The following is a 20166-nucleotide window of genomic DNA, read 5'->3' as shown; positions in this document are numbered from 1 at the left end:
AATACTCCAATCAGGGGAAAAATCAGATCGCCATGCTGTCGACAACGCCACCGTCTACGCGCAAAGCGGCACCGGTAGTGGCAGACGACAGCGGTGAAGCAATGTACGCCACCAGGTTCGCCACTTCATCCACATTGGCTGCACGCTGGATGATCGAGGTGGGCCGCGCATTACGCACAAACACATCGGCTTCTTCCCGCGCACTGCGCCCGGACTGGGCCGTGGCGTCCTTGAGCATCTGTTCCAGGCCGTCGGTAAAGGTCGGCCCCGGCAAAATCGCATTCACCGTCACCCCGGTGCCTGCCAGGCGCTTGGCCAGGCCGTGGGAGACCGCCAGGTTGGCGCTTTTGGTCACGCCGTAGTTGATCATGTCGGCCGGCGTCGCCACCCCGGATTCCGACGACACAAAGATCACCCGCCCCCAGCCCTGCTCGACCATGCCCGGCGCATAATGGCGCGACAGGCGCACGCCGGAAATCACATTGACCTCATAGAAGCGCGTCCACTCACTGTCTGGCGCCTCGAAGAAATCCACATCGTTGAAGATGCCGAGGTTGTTGACCAGGATATCGGCGCGAGGTTCGGCGGCGAACAGTTTCTCGGCGCCCTCCAGGGTGCCAAGGTCGGCCACCAGCCCACGCAGGTCAGCGCCGGGCACCCCTTGGCGAATGCTGGCCAAAGCGTCGTCGACCTTGCCCGCGTCCCGCCCGATCACTACCACCGTTGCGCCGGATTGCGCCAGGGCCTGGCTGATGCCCAAGCCGATACCGGCAGTGCTGCCGCTGACGATGGCTACTTTGCCGCTCACATCAATTTTCATGGTTAGCTTCCTTAAGATTAGAGAGGCAAAGGCGCACGGTCCGAAATCAGTCGGGCCTCGCGTAGCGCTTGCCAGAAGGCTGCTGGAATCTGTTCTGACAACGCCGCAACGTCTTCGGCAATCCGCCCCGGACGACTGGCACCGGGAATCACCGCCGCCACGGCCGGGTGTGCCAGGGAAAACTGCAGCGCCGCGGCTTTCACGCTGACGCCGAATGCCTGGGCAATCGTCTTGATCTGCTCCACCTTGCTGATGATCGCAGGCTTAGCGGGCAGGTATTCAAAGTGTGCGCCGCCGGCGAGGATGCCAGAGCTGTACGGGCCGCCGATCACAATTTCAACCTGCTGGGCCAAGGCGGCGTCCATCAAGCGTTGCAGTGCGCGCTCGTGGTCCAGCAGCGTATAGCGGCCGGCGAGGAGGAACCCGTCGGGCTGCGCCTCAGTCAGGTCCAGGGTCAGTTCACACGGCTCGACGCGATTGACGCCCAGGCCCCAGGCCTTGATCACACCCTCCTCGCGCAAGCGGGTCAGCACTTTGAAGGCGCCGGTGCGGGCCTGGTTGAAGTAATCCAGCCACTGGTCGCCGTAAAAATCCTGGGCGATATCGTGAATCCACACGATGTCGAGGCGATCGGTTTGCAGGCGCTTGAGGCTGTCGTCAATGGAGCGCAGGGTGGCATCGGCGCTGTAGTCATTGAGGATTTTATTCGGGCGGCCGTGTTCGAACACGCCGCTTTTTTCGCCAAGGTCGCGGGCGCCGGTTTCGACTTCATCCAGAATCACCCGGCCGACCTTGGTGCTGAGCACGTAGTCATCACGGTTGTAGTTGGACAGGGCCTGGCCCAAGCGGATTTCCGACAGGCCCGAGCCGTAGAACGGCGCGGTGTCGAAGTAACGGACGCCGTGGTTCCAGGCGGCTTCGACGGTGGCCTGGGCTTCGTCTTCAGGGATGGCGCGGAACATATTCCCCAAGGGTGCGGTGCCAAAGCCCAGTACGCCGGGGAGTTTGTCTTTCAAGCTCATGGTGAGATCCTCAATCGGTTGGTTGTGACCGTTGAGCAGATGTTAGATTGCGTTGGTTAGACCGTCCAAGACATACTGCGACCAACTTGAGTCCTTACAGGTCTTATATGATCGATCTACGCCAACTGCGCTACTTCGAAGTGGTCGCCGAAGAGGAACACGTCGGCCGCGCCGCCGAGCGCTTGCACATCTCCCAATCGCCCCTGAGCCGGCAGATCGCCCAGTTGGAAGAACGCCTGGGCCTGACCCTGTTCGAGCGCAGCCAGCAGCGCATCCGCCTGACCCGCGACGGCCAGACCTTCCTGGCCGAAACCAAGGCGTTGCTGACCCATGCCAACCGTCTGGAATCGCTGGGCAAGCGCCTGGGCCGTGGGGAAGAAGGCGGCCTGTGCATCGGCTATATCGAAAATGCCATGCACGCCGGTGTTCTGCCCAATGCCTTGCGCATACTGCGCGACGATCGCCCCACCGTGCATATCAAGCTGTATAACCTGCCCTCCCTCGAACAGTTGGAGGGCCTGCGCCAACGCAGTCTGGACATCGCCCTGGTAAGCGAGCCCCCCGCCGACGACGATCCAGACCTGAGCGCCTTGCAGGTGCTCGACGACCCGATGCTGCTGGCCCTGCCCGAACAGCATCCGCTGGCCCGGCAACGCAAACTGCTGCCCGAACACCTGGCCGATCAACAATGGATCGGCGTGCAGCGCAAAGCCGGCGCCAACCCCGCCGATGATTTCGTCGCCGCCTGCATCCGTGCCGGTTTCACCCCACAGATTCCCATGGAAGCCAGCGAACCCTTTACCGCACTGGGCCTGGTGGCGTCAGGGCTCGGGGTAGCGATGGTGCAGAAGGGCCTGAGCCGCAATGCCCCGCCCGGCGTGGTGTTGCGAGAGTTGCCGTGGCTGACCTACACCACACCGCTGTGGGCGGCCTGGCACCGCGTTAATTTGCGACCGCTGGTGGAGACGTTTCGCAAGGTGCTGACTGAACCTGAGATTAGTGAATAAGGCGCCCAGTACAGCGATTGCCTGCGCCCTTTGTGTGATCAAAGCACCTCCCGCAACCGATACCACAGCATCCCCAACGCCAACAGCGGCGAGCGCAGCGCCTTGCCGCCCGGGAAGGTCATGTGCGGCACCTGGCTGAAAATATCCAGCCCGCGACTTGCACCCGCGTGAATCGCTTCGGCCAACAGCCGTGCGCACCAGTGGGTCACGTTGAGGCCATGGCCGGAATAGCCCTGGGCATAGAACACATTGGGGTACTGCTTCAACCGCCCGACCTGGGGAAAGCGGTTGGCGGTGATGCCGATCTTGCCGCCCCACTGGAACTCGATGGCGGTGTCGGCCAGTTGCGGGAACACCTTGAGCATTTTCGGGCGCATGTAAGCGGCGATGTCCTGGGGGTCGCGCCCCGAGTAATGGCAGGCACCGCCAAACAGCAGGCGCCGGTCGGCGGACAGCCGGTAGTAATCCAGCCCGACTTTCTGGTCGCACAGCGCCAGATTCTGCGGAATCAATTGCTCGGCCATCGTTTCCGGCAACGGCTCGGTAGCGATGATGTAGCTGCCCGCCGGCAGCACCTTGCCGCCCAGGCGCGGCTCCAGGTTCTCCAGGTGCGCATTGCACGCCAGCACCAGATGGGCGGCGCGCACACTGCCGCCGGCGCAACGCACCTGCACAGCGTTGCCATGGATCAGTTCCAGCACCTCGGTCTGTTCAAAGATCCGCACCCCGAGGGCCTCGGCCACCTGCGCCTCGCCAAGCACCAGGTTGAGCGGGTGCAGATGCCCGGAGCCCATGTCGACCAGGCCTCCGGCGTACACCGTCGAGCCCACCACCTGGGCCATGTCCTGCGCGCCCACCAACCAGGTTTCAGGGGCATAGCCCATGGCCGCCAACTGCGCCTGTTCATTCTTGAACGCGGCGAATTGCGCCGGGGTGTTGGCCAGTTCACAAAAACCCCAGCGCAAGTCGCAATCGATACCATGCTCGCCGATGCGCTCGCCCACCAACGCCACCGAGTCGATACCGGCTCGCGCCAGATAGCGCACGCCCTCCTCGCCCACGTATTTGGCAAACCCCGAGACATCATGACCGATACCCCGAATCAACTGCCCACCGTTGCGCCCGCTGGCACCCCAGCCAATGCGTCGGGCCTCCAGCACAATCACCGAGAGCCCGCGCTGGGCCAGTTCGATGGCCGTGTTGACCCCGGTGAACCCGCCGCCGATCACACACACATCGACGCTCAGATCAGCGTCGAGTGCAGGCCGCTGCGGCATGGTGTTGGCTGTCGCGCGGTAATAGGACTGCGCATGTTCGTTGGACTGAATCATCGGTTGGACTTCACTTTGCTCCAGGCGCGGGTCATCACGCGCATGGTCGCCGGCGTGGGCGTGGTGGAAATGTAGAGTTTGTCGAGGACTTCCTGGGGCGGGTAAACCTCAGGATTGTTGACCAGTTCCGGGGCCATGAACGGCTTGGCCGCCGGGTTGGCGTTGGCGTAGCCCACCGAGGCGCTGACCTTGGCGATCACTTCGGGTTCGAGCAGGTAGTTGATGAACGCGTGGGCCTCTTTGGGGTTGGTGGCGTCGGCAGGAATTGCCAGCAGGTCGAACCACAGGTTGGAGCCTTCCTTGGGAATCGAGTAAGCAATGTTCACCCCGTTTTTGGCTTCCTTGGCGCGGTTGGCGGCCTGGAACACATCGCCGGAATAACCGAACGCCACGCAGATATTGCCGTTGGCCAGGTCCGAGATGTACTTGGAGGAATGGAAATAAGTGATGTACGGCCGCAGCGTCAGCAGCTTGGCTTCGGCCTGCTTGTAGTCCTCGGCGTTCTCGCTGCGTGGGTCCTTGCCCATGTAGTTGAGGATCGCCGGGAACAGCTCATCCGGCGAATCAAGGAAGGCCACACCGCATTCATGGAGCTTCTTGAGATTGTCCGGCTCGAACAGCACCGCCCATGAATCAATGCGCTCGATACCCAGCACCTGCTTGACCTTGTCGACGTTGTAACCGATGCCATTGGTGCCCCACAGGTACGGCACCGAGTGCGCGTTATCCGGGTCGTTCTGCTCCAGCAGCTTGAGCAACCGGGGATCGAGGTTCTTGAAGTTTGGCAGTTGCGCACGGTCCAGCGTGAGGAACGCGCCGGCCTTCACTTGCCGCGCCAGGAAGTGGTTGGAGGGCACCACCACGTCATAGCCGGTGCGCCCGGCGAGCAACTTGCCTTCCAGGGTTTCGTTGGAGTCGAACACGTCATAGACCACCTTGATCCCGGTGTTGGCCTGGAAATCCGCCAAGGTGGTTTCACCGATGTAGTCAGTCCAGTTGTAGACGCTCACCGTCGACGCTGCCTGGGCGCTGAACGCCACCGGTAGTACAAGTGCAAGTGCCAACGGCAGAAACTTGTTCACAAGACGCATATCGTCACCCCTTTTATCGTTGTTTTAGACGCTCAACAGCAGGAATTCACGTTCCCAGGAACTGATCACTCGCTTGAAATTCTCATGCTCGGCGCGCTTGACCGCGACGTAGCCGCGCACGAATTTTTCGCCCAGGTATTGCTTGACTGTGTCGCAGTCTTCCATGCGTGCCAGGGCATCCTCGAGGGTGAACGGCAGGCGCAGGTTGCGGCGCTCATAGGCACGGCCTTCCACCGGCGCACTGGGCTCGATCTGCTCGATCATGCCCAGGTAGCCACACAACAAGCTGGCGGCGATCGCCAGGTAGGGATTGGCATCGGCACCCGGCAAGCGGTTTTCCACGCGCATCGCCTCGGGGCTGGAAGTCGGCACGCGCAGGCCGACGGTGCGGTTTTCTTCACCCCATTCGACGTTGACCGGCGCCGAGGTGTCCGGCAAAAAGCGCCTGAACGAGTTCACGTTGGGTGCAAACATCGGCAGCAGCTTGGGGATGTACTTCTGCAGGCCGCCGATGTGATGCAGGAATAACGGGCTCATGTTGCCGTCGGCATCGACGAACACCGGTTTTCCGGTGGCAATTTCCACCACGCTCTGGTGCAGGTGCATGGCGCTGCCGGGTTCGTCGGCCACCGGCTTGGCCATGAACGTAGCGGCCACGTTGTGCTTGAGCGCGGCCTCGCGCAGGGTGCGCTTGAACACAGTGATCTGATCGGCCAGGTCCAGGGCGTCGCCGTGACGGAAGTTGATCTCCATCTGCGCCGGGCCGTCTTCGTGGATCAGTGTGTCGAGGTCCAGGCCCTGGGCTTCGCACCAGTCGTAGACGTCTTCGAACAGCGGGTCGAATTCGTTGGCGGCATCGATGGAAAATGACTGGCGCCCGGTTTCGGCACGCCCCGAACGACCGATGGGGGTTTTCAACGGCAGGTCCGGGTCTTCGCAGCGCTGGGTCAGGTAGAACTCCATTTCCGGCGCGACAATCGGCTGCCAGCCCTGGTCGGTGTACAGCTGCAGGACTTTTTTCAGCACATTGCGCGGCGACAGTTCAATCGGGTTGCCCTGTTTGTCGAAGGTGTCGTGGATCACGATGGCGGTGGGCTCGATGGCCCAGGGCACCACGTAGGTGGCGTTGGCCACCGGACGGCAGATCATGTCGATATCAGCCGGGTCCAGCAGGTCGTAGTAGATGTCGTCGTCGACAAAGTCCCCGGTTACCGTTTGCAGCAGCACACTTTCCGGCAGGCGCATGCCTCGCTCATGCAGGAACTTGTTGGTGGGTGCAATCTTGCCGCGCGCAATGCCAGTCAAGTCACTGATCACGCATTCGACTTCGGTAATCTTGTGTTCTTTCAGCCAGGTGGAGAGCTGATCGAAGGGGGCGTTCATAAGGACCTCGTCTTGGGTGGGATGCGGCGCCGGCTTGTACAGTCGACACATTGAGGTCTATCTTGGGCCGGCCTTGAAACGACATCTATCCACTTTGCACGCAGTACAACGCACCAATAGAGTGCGCACGGATCCCCCATGACACAGGCAACCGCTTTGCGCGTACAGGCCTTCGCTACCGGCGATGTGACCGCCCAATGCAGTGCGACACCCGGTTGGGTGCAGCATTACCAGCAAATGTCCCCCGGACATTTTGCCGGGCGCGTGCGCTACCTCGACCTGCAAGGCGTGCAGGTGTACGAAGAATGTATGAACACCCGCGTGGAACAGCACTTCAACGCGCCGCCAGGCTCGCTGTCGTTCTGCTTCGATGGCAGCGACAACGCGCTGTACCTGCTTAACGGCGAAAGCCGCAATACCTGGATCACCCCGCAGAACTACCGCGAGGTAGCGGTGGTGTTCGGCCCGCAGTTCGTGCAGCGCCATGGGCTGGACATGGCCAGACTGGAAGGGTTGTTCATGGCGCCACTGGCCTGTCAGCAAAACGCGCTGTTCACTCGCTGGCTCAGCGGAACCCTTACGCGCCTGTCGGCACTGACCGACCCCATCAGCCGTGATGCCCTGACCCAGCAGTTGCTCGACGATTGCCTGTTTATCCTCGACAACGCCTGCGTGTGCCTGGACGGCAGTTCCTTGCAAAAACGCAATGAAGAACGCCGGTTGATGGCGCGTATCGGTGAATGGGCGGCGGATGCTCCGGATGAAACTGCCAACCTGCTGGAACTGGCGCAGATTGCGGGTGTGCCGTTGCGCCAATTGCAACAAGGGTTCAAGACCTACACCGGGATGAGTCCGGCGCAGTGGTTGCGGTTGCGTCGGTTGAATGGGGCGCGGCGGGAGCTATTGAGTGGCGCGGATACCACCGTGGCCGAGGTGGCGATGAATTGGTCGTTCTGGCATTTGGGGCGGTTTTCCAATAGCTATCGAGCACTATTCAAGGAACTGCCCAGCGAAACCCTCAAGCGCTCACGTTGAAACGCATTCAAAAAGGTGGGAGGGGGCTTGCCCCCGATGAGAGAGTGTCAGCCAATACATCTGGGGCTGGCCCACCGCCATCGGGGGCAAGCCCCCTCCCACCTTTAACCAGACCGAGTACATATCCATTGTGCTGTAACGGCCACTATCGGTTCCGCCCACCGGCGGGTCACCTTGCAAAAGCGGCAAAGTAATCAAATGTTCTTGCCCCTCCACTCGGCACCTCGCCCAGGCTCGGTGTGCGCGAGTACCGAACGCTTGTAAAACCTGGCCGTTATGCCTAGCTTATGCGCCCCCGCCCCGCGCTATAAGGCCCTGCCCATGGTTCTGCGTTTTCGACCCGTCGTCACTTCACGTTTTGCCCTCGGCCTGCTGCTCAGTGGCGGCATCGGCAGCAGCCTGGCCGCCGAGATCCAATTGCCGGCGGTGAAGGTCCAGGGCCTGGATGAGTCCGGTTACCGCAATGAAACCGCTTCGGTGGGCGGTTTTGACGAAGCACCATTGCTCGACACTCCGGCCTCGATCACGGTGATCAACGCAGCCTTGATCAAGGACCAGCAGGCACGCTTGCTCAGTGAAGTGCTGCGCAACGATGCCTCGGTGGGCGACAGTTACGCGCCCATCGGCTATTACGAAAACTTCGTGGTGCGCGGCTTCTCGCTGAATGCGGCCAGCAGCTACAAGATCAACGGGCGCACCATCACAGGCGAGCAGAACGTCGCTCTGGAAAACAAGCAGCAGGTGGAAGTGCTCAAGGGCCTGGCCGGTTTGCAGAGCGGCATTTCCGAGCCCAGTGGCGTGATCAACTACGTGACCAAGCGGCCGGAGGACGTGCGCTCGGTGACGGTGTCTACCGATGATCGCGGCAGCGGTTATATCGCCACCGATGTCGGCGGCTGGTTTGGCAGCGAGCAGCAGTTCGGCCTGCGTGCCAACGTCGCCCATGAAGACCTCAATTCCTATGTGGAACACGCCAATGGCCAGCGCGATTTCCTGTCCCTGGCCTTTGACTGGAACATCAGCCCCGACGCCGTGCTGCAACTGGATGCCGAGTACCAGAACAAGCAACAACGTTCGGTACCGGGGTATCAACTGTTGGGGGGTACGGAAGTGCCCCATGACGCCTCGCCGAAAAAGCTGCTGGGGCATCAGACTGGCGGCAAGCAGGTGGGGATTGATTCGCTGAACCTCAACGGCAAGTTCGAGTACCGTTTCAGCGACCAGTGGAAAGGTAATATCAGTGCGGCGCGCAGCAAGGTGGTGATTGACGATTACAGCTCGTTTGCGTGGGGCTGCTACGGGTCGGCCAGTTGCAGTTCAACCAGCGTACCGAACTACTTCAGCCCCGAAGGCAATTACGACGTCTACGATTACCGCAGCCCTGACGACACTCGCCGCGACGACGAAATCCAGGCGGCCATGACCGGCCTGTTCGACACCGGTAGCATAGGCCACGAACTGACGTTTGGCACCAGCGCCTTTCGCCGGGTGATCGACAAACGCAAGTCGGTCAACGAATTTATCGGCACCGCCAATATCGACGAACGAGTTCCGAGTTTTCCCCCTACCGACAAACCGCTGAACGACAGCCACCGCAACCTCGACAGCCGCCAGTACGGCCTGTTCGTCACTGACCGCATCCGCTTCAACGAGCAATGGCAAACCATCCTCGGTGGCCGTGAAGTACGCCTGGATGAAAAAGCCTTTGACGGCGTCACCGGCAACCAGACACGCCACACCCAACAATACGTGTTCCTGCCCCAGGCCTCGCTGATCTACAAACCAGTGGACAACGTGTCGCTGTACACCAGCTACAGCAAGGGCCTGTCACTGGGTGGCACGGCGCCGTGGTTCGCAAAAAACCAGGATGAAACCCTCGCCCCCACCGTCTCCCGTCAAATCGAAGCCGGGGTTAAATACGACTGGCGCCGCATCAGCTTTGCCGCTGCCGTGTTCCAGACGCGCCAGGCTTACCAATACGCCAAGCCCGAGGGTGACGGTTTCACCTACCTGCAGCAAGGCCAGCAGAAGAACACCGGCCTGGAACTGTCCGCCAACGGCTGGGCCACCGACCGCCTGCAAATCGCAACCAGCGTGGCAGCGATTCGAGCGCGGGTCAGCGGCAGCGGCACGCCGGACTATGAAGGCCACCAGGCGATCAACGTGCCCAAGCTGCGCGCCAGCCTGTACGCCGACTATGCCTTGCCGTGGGTCAATGGCCTGGCGGTACTGGGCGGCGTGCAATACAGCGCCAAGAAATACGCCAATCGCACCGGTAATGTACAGGTGGGTGATTACGCGGTGGTCAATGTCGGCAGCCGTTACACCACCAAGGTCGATGGGTACGAGACGGTGTTTCGCCTGAGCGTCGACAACCTGTTCGACAAGCGTTACTGGCGCGACGCAGGCGAATACATGGGCGATGACTACCTGTTCCAGGGTGCACCGCTGACGGCGCGCTTGAGTGCATCGGTCAACTTCTGAAGACCCGCGGCGTTGCCAGCCACAACGCCGCCAAGCTGCATACCAACAGGCTCCAGCCAAGGTCCTGGGTCCATGCCACCAGGGTCAGCCCGCCACCAATCACCAGGTAATACAGCAAGCCAAACAAGGCGGCGGCAGTGCCGAGGCGATCGCGGTAGTCGACTAACGCGCCGCCGAGCACATTGGGTATCGCCATGCCGAATGCCAGCACCACCAGCAACATCGGCCATACCAATAACCAGCTGTGTTGCAGGGCCAGTACCAGCAGGCTCCCCACCACCGCCACTGCAGCAGCGACAAACACCAATTGATCGCTGTCCATACCACGCTTGAGCAAGGTTTTGTTCAGCCACGCCCCCAGGCCGGACCCCAACGCCAGCAGCACGCCGCTGTAGCCGAACTCGGCAGTGGAGCGCCCCAGGTGCGCGAAGATAAACGGCCCCACGCTGTAATAGCTGAACAGCGCAATATTGAAGGCTGCCACCAATCCGACCGAGCGCCAGATTCCGGCATCCTTGAGCATCAATCCGAGTGTCTGGCCAAGGGCGGCCGTGGGCAACGATGCCGGGCGTGTTTCCGGCAGGGCCCACAGGCACCAGGCCCACAACCCCAGTGCGAGCAGCAGCAACGTGCCAAGCACGCCGCGATAGCCGAAGCACTCCACCAGGCTCGCACCGCTGAATAACCCGATGGCGGGGCTGGCCGCCAGCGCAATGCCCATCAGCGAAAACACCTGGGCCAGTCCAGCGCCGTGGAACCGGTCACGCAACACGGTCTGCGTGACCACCGACCCCACCGCCGCACCGAAAGCAGCACACGCCTGGGCTAGCAACAAACCGCTGAAGGTAGTCACATTCAAGGCCAGCGCCGAGGCTCCTGCATAAATCCCAAGCCCGATCAGCATCACGGGCCGCCGCCCCCAACGATCGCTCAAGCGCCCCCATACCACTACACCAAAAGCGAAGGCCAGGAAGTACACCGACAGTGTCTGCCCCGCCCGCTCAGGCTCGACCGCGAAGACCCGGCCGATATCCCCCAGGGCCGGGCTGTACAGGGTCTGGGCCAATTGCGGGAACATCAGCAAGGCCATCGTCAGCATCAGCAAATTTCCAGACTTCATCACCAGGTCCATCCATAAAAACAATGGACGAATTCTAGGGCGCGCCAACTGGGGTATTATCCAGACTTCGACATTTTATCCATGAAATCGGACAAACCATGGCTTGGCTTGAAGCGACTGCGTCTTTCAATCCCGACGCGTTTGCCGCTCCCGTGATCGGCATCGCTGCGGTGCTGGGCAATCACGACTCCGGCATGCATCGCCACCAGCGCGGGCAGTTGCTGTTCACCCAGCAAGGTTGCACGCGCATCACGCTGGACACCCAGCTGTGCCTGCTGCCGCCCACCCGCGCTGCCTGGATACCTTGCGGCCTGCCTCATCGCGCGGTGATGCAGCACGCGGTCGATTACCGGTCGGTGTACGTGAGCGCGGCCCTGGCCGGGCAGTTACCCGCGCAGGTGCGAGTGATCCAAGTGAGTACCTTGCTGCGGGCCGTACTGGAACCGATGGCTATGGCACCCTTCGAGACCGATTGGCACACCGGCCGCTATGCCCACTTGCTTGGGCTGTGCCTGGACGAAATCCGCCACGCGGTCGAGCAGCCCCTGCTCCTGCCGTTGCCGCAAGACAAGCGCCTGGCACCCTTGCTGGCCCAACTCGACCGCTTGCCACCGACATTGCAGGAACTGGAGCAGCACATTGGCGCCAGCACCAAGACCATTGGCCGGATTTTTCTCAGGGAGACCGGCCTGGGGTATCAGCAGTGGCGCCAACAGTGGCGACTGATGCGGGTGATCGAACTGCTCGCCACCGGGCGCAGCCTGGGCTACTGCGCCTTTGAACTGGGCTTTGCCAGCGACAGTGCGTTGATCGCCTTTTTCAAAGGCATGACCGGCAGCACCCCGCGTGGTTATTTCAAAGCCAACTGATGCCTTACTTGGGCATCTTGCGAAACCCCACCGCCAGGCGATTCCAGCTGTTGATGGTGGCGATGGCCACGCTCAGGTCGACTTGCTCCTGTGGGCTGAATTCGGCGGCCAGGGCGTTGAAGTCTTCATCCGGGGCGTGGGTATGGCTGAGCAGGGTCAGGCTTTCGGCCCAGGCCAGGGCGGCGCGTTCACGTGGGGTGAAAAATGGCGTTTCGCGCCAGGCCGACAGGGTGTACAGACGCCGCTCGGTCTCGCCGCCTTTGCGCGCATCGGCGGTGTGCATGTCGAGGCAGAACGCGCAGCCGTTGATTTGCGAGACGCGCAGGCGCACCAGTTCCAGCAGTGGCAATTCGATGGAGAGTTTGCCTACCGCCGCTTCCAGGGCGAGCATGGCTTTCATCGCGTCTGGGGAAGCGGTGTAGAAATCGGTACGGGTTTGCATGATGAGACTCCAGAACGTTGGGACAGGTGCGCAGAGTAATCAGCGCAGCGTTCTGGAGAAATAGCCAATCCGGGCGAAGAACAGGTGACCAATCTACAGGCCACGCTTCCTCAGCCACTGGATGAAGCCCTTCTTGACCGGCACCACGGGTACGTCTTCGGTCAGGGCCTGGGCGGCATGGCGACGGAAATCCAGCAGCGCTTTCATGGCTTCGCCGATATCATGCCGAGCGTCCAGGCACGGCTTGAGGTATTCATTTTCGATGCGGTACAGCGTGCAGTAGGTCTTGGCCGAAAAATCCGCCAGTGCCGCCTGGTCGGAAAGGATGCCGGACTCACCGATCACCTCCCCCGGCCCCATGCGCCCGGCCTCGAACTTGTGCCCGTCCTTGATCAACAGCACCGAGACCACGCCAGACTCGATGATGAACAGGTGATCGCTGACCTCTCCCGCCGCCAGGATCATCTCACCGGCGCGGTAGGTGTGCAGGGTCATGTTCTGGCTGAAGGTGTCTTTTTCTTCCTGACGCAAGGTAGAGAAGATCGATGAGCGCTCAAGCAGAGCACGGGCGCCGGACACGGATGGCGGAGTGCTGCCTTCGGTGGAGGACAACAGCCCCACACCTGCCGCCTGCAAATGCCGATAGGCCAGGTCGTAAAGCTGGTTGCGTGTTTCACGCTTGAGGCCCATGGCCGGCACAAACCCACTGATTTCATATTCCACGCCGCCGCTGGTGGAGGCCTTGAACGCCACGCTTGGGGCGGGCTTGGCCAGCAGCGGCCGGCAGCCCTGCATGGCACGCTCCAGGGCCTCGATCACGGTTTGCGGGCGCGCATGGGGGCTGACTTGCAGGCTGACCGCCAGGCCGAACATGTCTGCCGGGCGCGAAAAGTTGATGATCTTGGCTTTGGCCGCCAGGGAATTGGGGATCACCGCCAGGCTGCCCTGGGACGTTTGCAGGCGCGTGGCGCGCCAGTCGATGTCGGTGACGCGGCCTTCAGTACCGTCGATGGAGATCCAGTCATCGATCTGGTAAGGCTTGGTGGTATTGAGGACGATCCCGGAAAACACATCGCTCAAGGTGCTTTGCAGCGCCAGGCCGACGATGATCGCCACGGCGCCGGAGGTGGCCAGCACGCCTTTGACCGGCAGGTCGAGCACATAGGCCATGGCGGCGATGATCGCGATCAGGAAAATCACCGCGCCCAGCAGGTCCTGCAATAAACGCCCGGTATGGCCGACCCGCTGCATCATCACCGCGCCGAGCAACACCGTAAGGGTGCGCGCCGCGAACAGCCACCAGCCGATCTGCAACGCCGTGGCGGCGAGGTGCAAGGTGGTGTCGTCGGCATAGGGCGCCGCTTGCATGGGGTTCATGCCGTCGTTGAACAACACGGCACTGAATACCGCAAAGATCACCAGCCGCGCCGCCAGTTTCCAATTGGCCAGGCTGGGGGAAATAAGGCGCCACACGGCAATGTCGATAAGGATCAACGCCACGGCGCACAACATCGGGTGATCAGCGATAAATGAGGGCATCCAGGCGACTCCAGGGCGAATGCCGAGAAGATCGCATGAAATAAGAACCCTGGGAACAAAATGTAGGAGCGAGCTTGCTCGCGAAAAACCACAACGATAACGCGTTCTGTCTGATTGAACGCAGTATGTTGAAGTTCTTCGCGAGCAAGCTCGCTCCTACAGGTTTTTTGCGGTGAACCGTCAGGCGTGCATCTGCCCGAACTTGCCCGATTGGAAGTCGGCGAACGCCTGGTGAATCTCCTGCTCGGTGTTCATCACGAACGGACCATGGCCGACGATGGGCTCGTCGATGGGTTCACCGCTGAGCAGCAGCACCTTGGCGTCGTCATTGGACTCCAGGGTGATCTGATCACCGTCACGCTCGAACAACGCCAGTTGCCCTTGGCGCGCGACTTCTTTGCCGTTGACCAACACAGTGCCGCTGAGGATCACCAAGGCCGTGTTGCGCCCGGCGTGCAGGTCCAGCGTGACCGCCTTACCGGCGTTGAGGCGCAAGTCCCACACGTCAATCGGCGTAAAGGTGCGGGCCGGGCCCTGAGTACCGGCGAACTCACCGGCGATCAGGCGCAATTGCCCCGCGTCGTTAGCCAATGGCAGCACCGGGATATCGCCATCCACGATGGTCTGGTAACCGGCATCCGCCATTTTGTTCTTGGCCGGCAGGTTGACCCACAGTTGCACCATTTCCAGCGCCCCGCCGCTACGGGCGAAAGCTTGGGAGTGAAATTCCTCGTGGAGAATGCCCTTGGCTGCAGTCATCCATTGCACATCGCCCGGGCCGATTTTGCCGCCGGCACCGGTGGAATCGCGGTGCTCGACTTCGCCGTCGTAGACGATGGTCACGGTTTCAAAACCGCGATGCGGGTGTTGGCCGACGCCGCGACGCTGTTCAGTCGGGGTGAATTCAGCCGGGCCTGCGTGATCCAGCAACAGGAATGGGCTGATGTGCTTGCCCATGGTGTCGTAGGAAAACAGCGTGCGTACCGGGAAACCATCGCCGACCCAGTGGGCGCGGGGGCTGGTGTAGATACCAATTAGCTTTTTCATGATGTACCTCCAAAGTGAGTACAGCTTAATTCGCCTCACCTCTGAGCACTAGAGGGCAAAACTGGCCCTGATCGTTCTACATATAGAACAATTCTTTAGCCTGTAGGCGGGCTTGCCTGCGATGGTGGCTTGCCAGCCGACACCTACCTACCTGACACCCCGCGATCCAACTGTGGGAGGGGCGGTGCGACGATTCGACTTGCTCGCGAAGGCGGCCTGACAGGCGACGCAGTTATACCGGGTGCATATCCATTCCTGCGGTAACGGCCACTTAGGGTTCCGCCCTTACGGCGGCTCCTGGGCTCGGTGTGCCCGTAATCCGCCATGGATTTGGGGGGCCGCCGCCACGCGCCATCCATGGCGCGGGGCGGCTAAACCGGCATCCCTGCCGGTTTACCCCCCAAATCCCTGTCGAACTCCGGCCAGCGTGGTTTAACGGGGCGCCTGAGATCAAGAACAGATCAAGATCAAGAGCGGCTCGCTTCGCATCGTGGTTACGGGGCGTGCGGCAGCTACAAAGTTGTGTAGATGCCTATGCTGCGATAGTGGTGGTTCGGTTGACTCATCAGTGACTGGCACTGCGCTTTCGCGAACAAGCCCACAGGAGATCTGCACATAGCTGACTGGGATTATCGGGGGGCTGGATTAATTTATATTTCAACCATAATATAAGCAAAAAATTACGACCGTAATTTTTTGCACAATGGTTTCCGGAGTTCGCCATGCCCCCTCTCCCCCTGCGTCTTCTCACGCCCCTGGCCCTGTTGATGTTCCTCAATGGCTGCAACAGCAAGGCCGATACCGCCCAGGTGCCGGTGCCGCGCCCGGTACTCGCCGCCAAAGTCGAAGCAGCCGGCACCCAGCAAAGCGCCTATACCGGTGTAGTGGCCGCGCGCACGGAAAGCGACCTGGGCTTTCGGGTCAGAGGCAAGGTGATCGAACGCAAGGTCGACCCCGGCCAGCACGTCTCCCGTGGTGACACCCTGTTGGTGCTGGACATTGGCGACTTCGAACTGGCGCTGCGCTCGGCAAAAAACCGCGTCAACGCCGCCCAGGCCCAACTGCGCCAGCGCCGCGATGACGAAAACCGTTACCAGCGCCTGGCCAGTACCGGCGCGGTGTCGCGGCAGATCTTCGATCAGTCGGCCACTAACCTGCGCGTCGCCCAGGCCGAACTGGCCGCGGCGCAATCGGATGCCAGCCAGATCGAAAACCGTCGCACTTATTCAGTACTCAAGGCCGATGGCGACGGCATCATCACCGACGTGCTGGCCGATCGCGGCCAGGTGGTAGCCGAAGGGCAAATCGTGGCGCGCCTGGCCCATGACGGCGCCCGCGAAGCCATCGTCAATCTGCCGGAGAACCAGCGTGACCTGGCTACGCAAAAAGCCCTGGCGTTTCCCTTTGGCGCAGCGGACCAAGCCGTGACCGCCACCCTGCGCGAACTGTCCGCCAGCGCCGACCCCGTCACCCGCACCTACCGCGCACGTTATGTGCTGCAGGGTGCGGTCGAACGTTTCGCCCTCGGTTCCACCATCACCGTGCGCCTGCAAGGCAACGGCCAGCCCCTGCAAACCCGCGTACCCATTGGCGCCTTGCAGGATGCAGGGCAAGGCACGGGCGTATGGGTGATTGGCGACGATTTCAAACTCAGCTTCGCCCCGGTGAAGGTCGCCAGCCTCGGCCAGGAGGACGCCTTGCTCGACAGCGGCGTAACACCCGGCCAAACCATCGTCGCCCTCGGCGCTCACCTGTTGCACAGCGGCGATACGGTGCGCTTGCTGCCCTCCCAAGCGCTGGCCCTCAACCGTAAGCAGGATCAATGAGTATGCGCGGGATCAACCTCTCCGAACTGGCCGTCAAACACCGCGCTGTCACCCTGTTTTTGCTGATTGCGATCCTCTTCGCCGGGGTCTTCGCGTTCGGCAAGCTGGGCCGCGCCGAAGACCCCTCGTTCACCGTCAAGGTCATGACCATCACCGCCGCCTGGCCCGGCGCCACCGCCCAGGAGATGCAGGAGCAAGTGGCCGACCGCCTGGAAAAACGCTTGCAGGAGCTGGACTACTACGACCGTGTCGAGACCATCGCCCAGCCGGGTTTCGTGTCGATGCGCATGACCTTCCTCGAATCCACACGCCCGAGCGAGATCCAGGCGCTGTTCTATCAGACACGCAAAAAGCTCAGCGACGAAGCCGCGCAACTGCCCAAGGGCGTGATCGGGCCGTTTTTCAACGATGAATATTCCGATGTGTATTTCGCCTTGTATGCCCTGGAGGCAGAACACCTGCCCCACCGCCAGCAAGTACAAATGGCCGAGGAACTGCGCCAGGGCTTGCTCAACCTGCCGGGGGTAAAGAAGGTCAATATCCTTGGTGAACAGGCCCAGCGCGTGTTTGTGGAGTTTTCCTATGAGCGCCTGGCAACTCTGGGCATCAAGCCCGAGCAAATCTTCGCCGCCCTCGCCGCGCAAAACGCCGTGGCGCCCGCAGGCTTCGTCGAAACCGCCGGCGCCCGCGCCTACATACGCATCGACGGCGCCTTCGACAGCCTCGCGCTGATCGAAAACGTACCGCTGCAAGTCAATGGCCGCGTGCTGCGCATCGCTGATGTCGCCACGGTGAGCCGCGGATATGAAGACCCGCCCAGCTACCGCATCCGTCACCAGGGCGACCCCGCGCTGATGCTGGGTGTGATCATGGAAAAACACTGGAACGGCCTGGAACTGGACAAGAGCCTGCTGGCCCAGGAAGCCAGGATCCAGGCCGACCTGCCCTTGGGCGTGAACTTCGCCAAAGTCTCCGACCAGGCGAAAAACATCAGCCTGGCGGTCAACGAGTTCATGCTCAAATTCTTCGTCGCCCTGGCCGTGGTGATGCTGATCAGCCTGCTGGCCCTGGGCTTTCGCGTGGGGCTGGTAGTGGCGGCAGCCGTGCCGCTGACGCTCTCGATCGTGTTCGTGATCATGCTGGTCACCGGCCGTGAATTCGACCGTGTGACCCTCGGCGCACTGATCATTTCCCTGGGTTTGTTGGTGGACGACGCGATCATTGCCATCGAGATGATGGTGGTCAAACTCGAAGAAGGCTTTGATCGGATCCACGCGGCCACCTACGCCTGGAGTTCCACGGCGGCGCCGATGCTGACCGGGACCCTGGTCACCATCATCGGTTTTCTCCCGGTAGGGTTTGCGCGCTCCGGGGCGGGCGAATACGCCGGGAATATTTTCTGGATCGTAGGTTTCGCGCTGATTTCGTCCTGGCTGGTGGCCGTGGTGTTTACGCCTTACCTGGGCGTGAAGTTGTTGCCGCACATCAAGCCAGTCCCCGGCGGGCATGATGCGATTTATGCCGGGCGCTACTACCAGAAACTGCGCAGCCTGGTGGAGGCCTGCGTGCGCGGGCGCTGGCTGGTAACCGGGCTGGTGGTGGCCGCGTTCGTGCTGTGCGGCCTGGGTATGGCGGTGGTGAAGAAACAGTTCTTCCCCGACTCCGACCGCTCGGAGCTGATTCTTGAAGTGTATATGCCACCCGGCAGCGCATTTAAAAGCACCGAAGCGGTGGCAGCGCAGGTGGAGAAAGCCCTGTTGCAAGAGCCGCAGACCAGCATGGTGGACACGTATGTGGGCGGCGGTGCACCGCGGTTTTTCCTGTCGTTGAACCCTGAAATGCCCGACCCGGCGTTCGCCAAGCTGATCGTGCAAACCCCCGACTCCCACGCCCGCGATGCGCTGAAACTGCGTATGCGCGAGCGCATTGCGGCAGGCGAATTTCCATCGGCGCGGGTGCGGGTCACACAGCTCGTCTTCGGCCCGCCGGTGCCGTTCCCGGTGGTGTTTCGCGTCTCCGGGCCAGACCTCAATGTGCTGCGCGAGCTGTCTGAAGACGTACGCCAGGTCGTGGCCGGCAACAAGCTGACCAGAGACACCTTCCTCGAATGGGGCGAGCGTGCCAGCGCTTATCGCCTGGTGCTGGACCAGGACCGCCTGCGCTTGCTGGGTTTTACCCCCGACGAGGTCAAGTCCCAGTTGAACGCCCTGCTCAGCGGCAACCCGATCACCGAGGTCCGCGAAGGCAACCGCACCGTCTCAGTGGTGGCCCGCGCCCAGGGCAGCCAACGCGAAGACCTTGCCAACCTCAATAACATGACGCTGACCAACAGCGCCGGTACGTCGGTGCCGCTGGCCCAGGTCGGACATTTCAAGGCGGTGATGGAAGAACCGATCCTCAAGCGCCGTGACCGCGCCACCACGGTGGAAGTGCGCGCCGACATCATCGACGGCGTGCAACCGCCCGATGTGGAAATGGCCGTGTACAAAGACCTGCAACCGCTGATCGCCAAGCTGCCCAGTGGTTACAAAATCGACATCGGCGGCCCGGTAGAGGAAAGCGCCAAGGCCAACGTGGCCCTGGCGGCGCTGTTCCCGATCATGATCCTGCTGACCCTCACGGTGATCATGTTCCAGGTGCGCTCGTTCGGCGTGATGTTCATGGTGTTCGCTACCGCGCCTCTGGGCCTGATCGGTGCAGTGCCGACCTTGTTGCTGTTCAACCAGCCATTCGGTTTCAACGCGATTCTCGGGCTGATCGGCATCGGCGGCATCCTGATGCGCAACACGCTGATCTTTACCGACCAGATCCGCCAGAACCAGGATCACGGCATGGCGATTCGCGAGGCCATCATCGAAGCCACAGTGCGCCGTGCGCGCCCGGTAATCCTCACCGCACTGGCAGCGGCGCTGGCGTTTATTCCGCTGACGCTGTCAGTGTTCTGGTCGTCGCTGGCCTATGTGCTGATTGGCGGCGTGTTGGTGGGCACGGTGTTGACGCTGTTGTTCCTGCCGGCGCTGTGCAGCCTGGTGCTGCGCGACAAGGTTGCTGAAACTTCCCACGCAAGCGCCGGATAAGCTCTACTCCCCTGCCCTGAAAACCTCTGCAAAGTCCCTCGCCTGATCAAACAGTGCGAGGGATTGCAGATGG

General features: G+C 61.6%; 15 protein-coding genes. 6 read left to right on the top strand and 9 right to left on the bottom strand.

Features of this window, described 5'->3' with window-relative positions; all coding sequences use genetic code 11:
- Positions 1-22: 22 nt before the first annotated feature.
- Positions 23-820, bottom strand: coding sequence for an SDR family oxidoreductase (locus tag E4P01_RS26960; RefSeq protein WP_032880763.1), 798 nt, complete (start codon positions 818-820; stop codon positions 23-25).
- 17 nt (positions 821-837) lie between these two features.
- Complete coding sequence (locus E4P01_RS26955; protein ID WP_248130183.1) at positions 838-1842, bottom strand: aldo/keto reductase; 1005 nt, start codon at positions 1840-1842, stop codon at positions 838-840.
- Positions 1843-1949: 107 nt separating this feature from the next.
- On the opposite strand from E4P01_RS26955, the gene E4P01_RS26950 reads away from it, so the two are divergent.
- Complete coding sequence (locus E4P01_RS26950; protein WP_216091589.1) at positions 1950-2849, top strand: LysR substrate-binding domain-containing protein; 900 nt, start codon at positions 1950-1952, stop codon at positions 2847-2849.
- 38 nt (positions 2850-2887) lie between these two features.
- On the opposite strand, the gene E4P01_RS26945 is transcribed toward E4P01_RS26950, so the two are convergent.
- From E4P01_RS26945 to E4P01_RS26935, 3 genes are read right to left on the bottom strand one after another with little or no spacing between them, the layout of a single operon-like run.
- Positions 2888-4180, bottom strand: coding sequence for an FAD-binding oxidoreductase (locus tag E4P01_RS26945; protein ID WP_216091590.1), 1293 nt, complete (start codon positions 4178-4180; stop codon positions 2888-2890).
- The gene (locus E4P01_RS26940) at positions 4177-5271 is read right to left on the bottom strand and encodes a polyamine ABC transporter substrate-binding protein (RefSeq protein ID WP_078821167.1); all 1095 of its coding nucleotides are present in this window, start codon (positions 5269-5271) and stop codon (positions 4177-4179) included. Before E4P01_RS26940 ends, E4P01_RS26945 begins: the two co-directional genes overlap by 4 nt.
- 24 nt (positions 5272-5295) lie before the next feature.
- Positions 5296-6654: a glutamine synthetase family protein gene (locus E4P01_RS26935; protein WP_005788943.1), complete on the bottom strand. Its 1359-nt coding sequence runs from the start codon at positions 6652-6654 to the stop codon at positions 5296-5298.
- A 138-nt stretch (positions 6655-6792) separates the two neighbouring features.
- Between E4P01_RS26935 and E4P01_RS26930 the strand changes: the two genes are divergently transcribed.
- Both E4P01_RS26930 and E4P01_RS26925 read left to right on the top strand, forming a co-directional pair.
- The gene (locus tag E4P01_RS26930) at positions 6793-7689 is read left to right on the top strand and encodes a helix-turn-helix domain-containing protein (RefSeq protein WP_078821166.1); all 897 of its coding nucleotides are present in this window, start codon (positions 6793-6795) and stop codon (positions 7687-7689) included.
- 321 nt (positions 7690-8010) lie between these two features.
- Positions 8011-10173 (top strand): TonB-dependent siderophore receptor, encoded by a 2163-nt coding sequence (locus E4P01_RS26925; RefSeq protein WP_216091591.1) that lies wholly within the window; start codon positions 8011-8013, stop codon positions 10171-10173.
- Here the strand turns inward: E4P01_RS26925 and E4P01_RS26920 are convergent.
- Complete coding sequence (locus E4P01_RS26920; protein ID WP_216091592.1) at positions 10163-11293, bottom strand: MFS transporter; 1131 nt, start codon at positions 11291-11293, stop codon at positions 10163-10165. The genes E4P01_RS26925 and E4P01_RS26920 overlap by 11 nt on opposite strands.
- 98 nt (positions 11294-11391) lie before the next feature.
- Between E4P01_RS26920 and E4P01_RS26915 the strand changes: the two genes are divergently transcribed.
- Complete coding sequence (locus E4P01_RS26915) at positions 11392-12162, top strand: helix-turn-helix transcriptional regulator (RefSeq protein ID WP_032880755.1); 771 nt, start codon at positions 11392-11394, stop codon at positions 12160-12162.
- A gap of 4 nt (positions 12163-12166) precedes the next feature.
- Here the strand turns inward: E4P01_RS26915 and E4P01_RS26910 are convergent, their stop codons facing one another.
- From E4P01_RS26910 to E4P01_RS26900, 3 genes are all read right to left on the bottom strand, one after another.
- The gene (locus E4P01_RS26910) at positions 12167-12604 is read right to left on the bottom strand and encodes a carboxymuconolactone decarboxylase family protein (RefSeq protein ID WP_005788953.1); all 438 of its coding nucleotides are present in this window, start codon (positions 12602-12604) and stop codon (positions 12167-12169) included.
- A gap of 93 nt (positions 12605-12697) precedes the next feature.
- Positions 12698-14143, bottom strand: a complete 1446-nt coding sequence (locus E4P01_RS26905; RefSeq protein ID WP_032880754.1) for a mechanosensitive ion channel family protein — start codon at positions 14141-14143, stop codon at positions 12698-12700.
- Positions 14144-14323: 180 nt separating this feature from the next.
- The gene (locus E4P01_RS26900; protein WP_216091593.1) at positions 14324-15190 is read right to left on the bottom strand and encodes a pirin family protein; all 867 of its coding nucleotides are present in this window, start codon (positions 15188-15190) and stop codon (positions 14324-14326) included.
- A 722-nt stretch (positions 15191-15912) separates the two neighbouring features.
- On the opposite strand from E4P01_RS26900, the gene E4P01_RS26895 reads away from it, so the two are divergent.
- Both E4P01_RS26895 and E4P01_RS26890 read left to right on the top strand, forming a co-directional pair.
- Positions 15913-17016 (top strand): efflux RND transporter periplasmic adaptor subunit, encoded by a 1104-nt coding sequence (locus E4P01_RS26895; RefSeq protein ID WP_216091594.1) that lies wholly within the window; start codon positions 15913-15915, stop codon positions 17014-17016.
- A gap of 2 nt (positions 17017-17018) precedes the next feature.
- The gene (locus E4P01_RS26890) at positions 17019-20093 is read left to right on the top strand and encodes an efflux RND transporter permease subunit (RefSeq protein ID WP_216091595.1); all 3075 of its coding nucleotides are present in this window, start codon (positions 17019-17021) and stop codon (positions 20091-20093) included.
- The last annotated feature ends 73 nt before the right edge of the window (positions 20094-20166 follow it).

The sequence above is a fragment of the Pseudomonas sp. NCIMB 10586 genome (assembly GCF_023127895.1).
GTDB classification, from domain to species: domain Bacteria; phylum Pseudomonadota; class Gammaproteobacteria; order Pseudomonadales; family Pseudomonadaceae; genus Aquipseudomonas; species Aquipseudomonas synxantha_A.
Note: the sequence above shows the minus strand (reverse complement) of the source record. Positions and strands in the feature narration are given on the sequence as shown.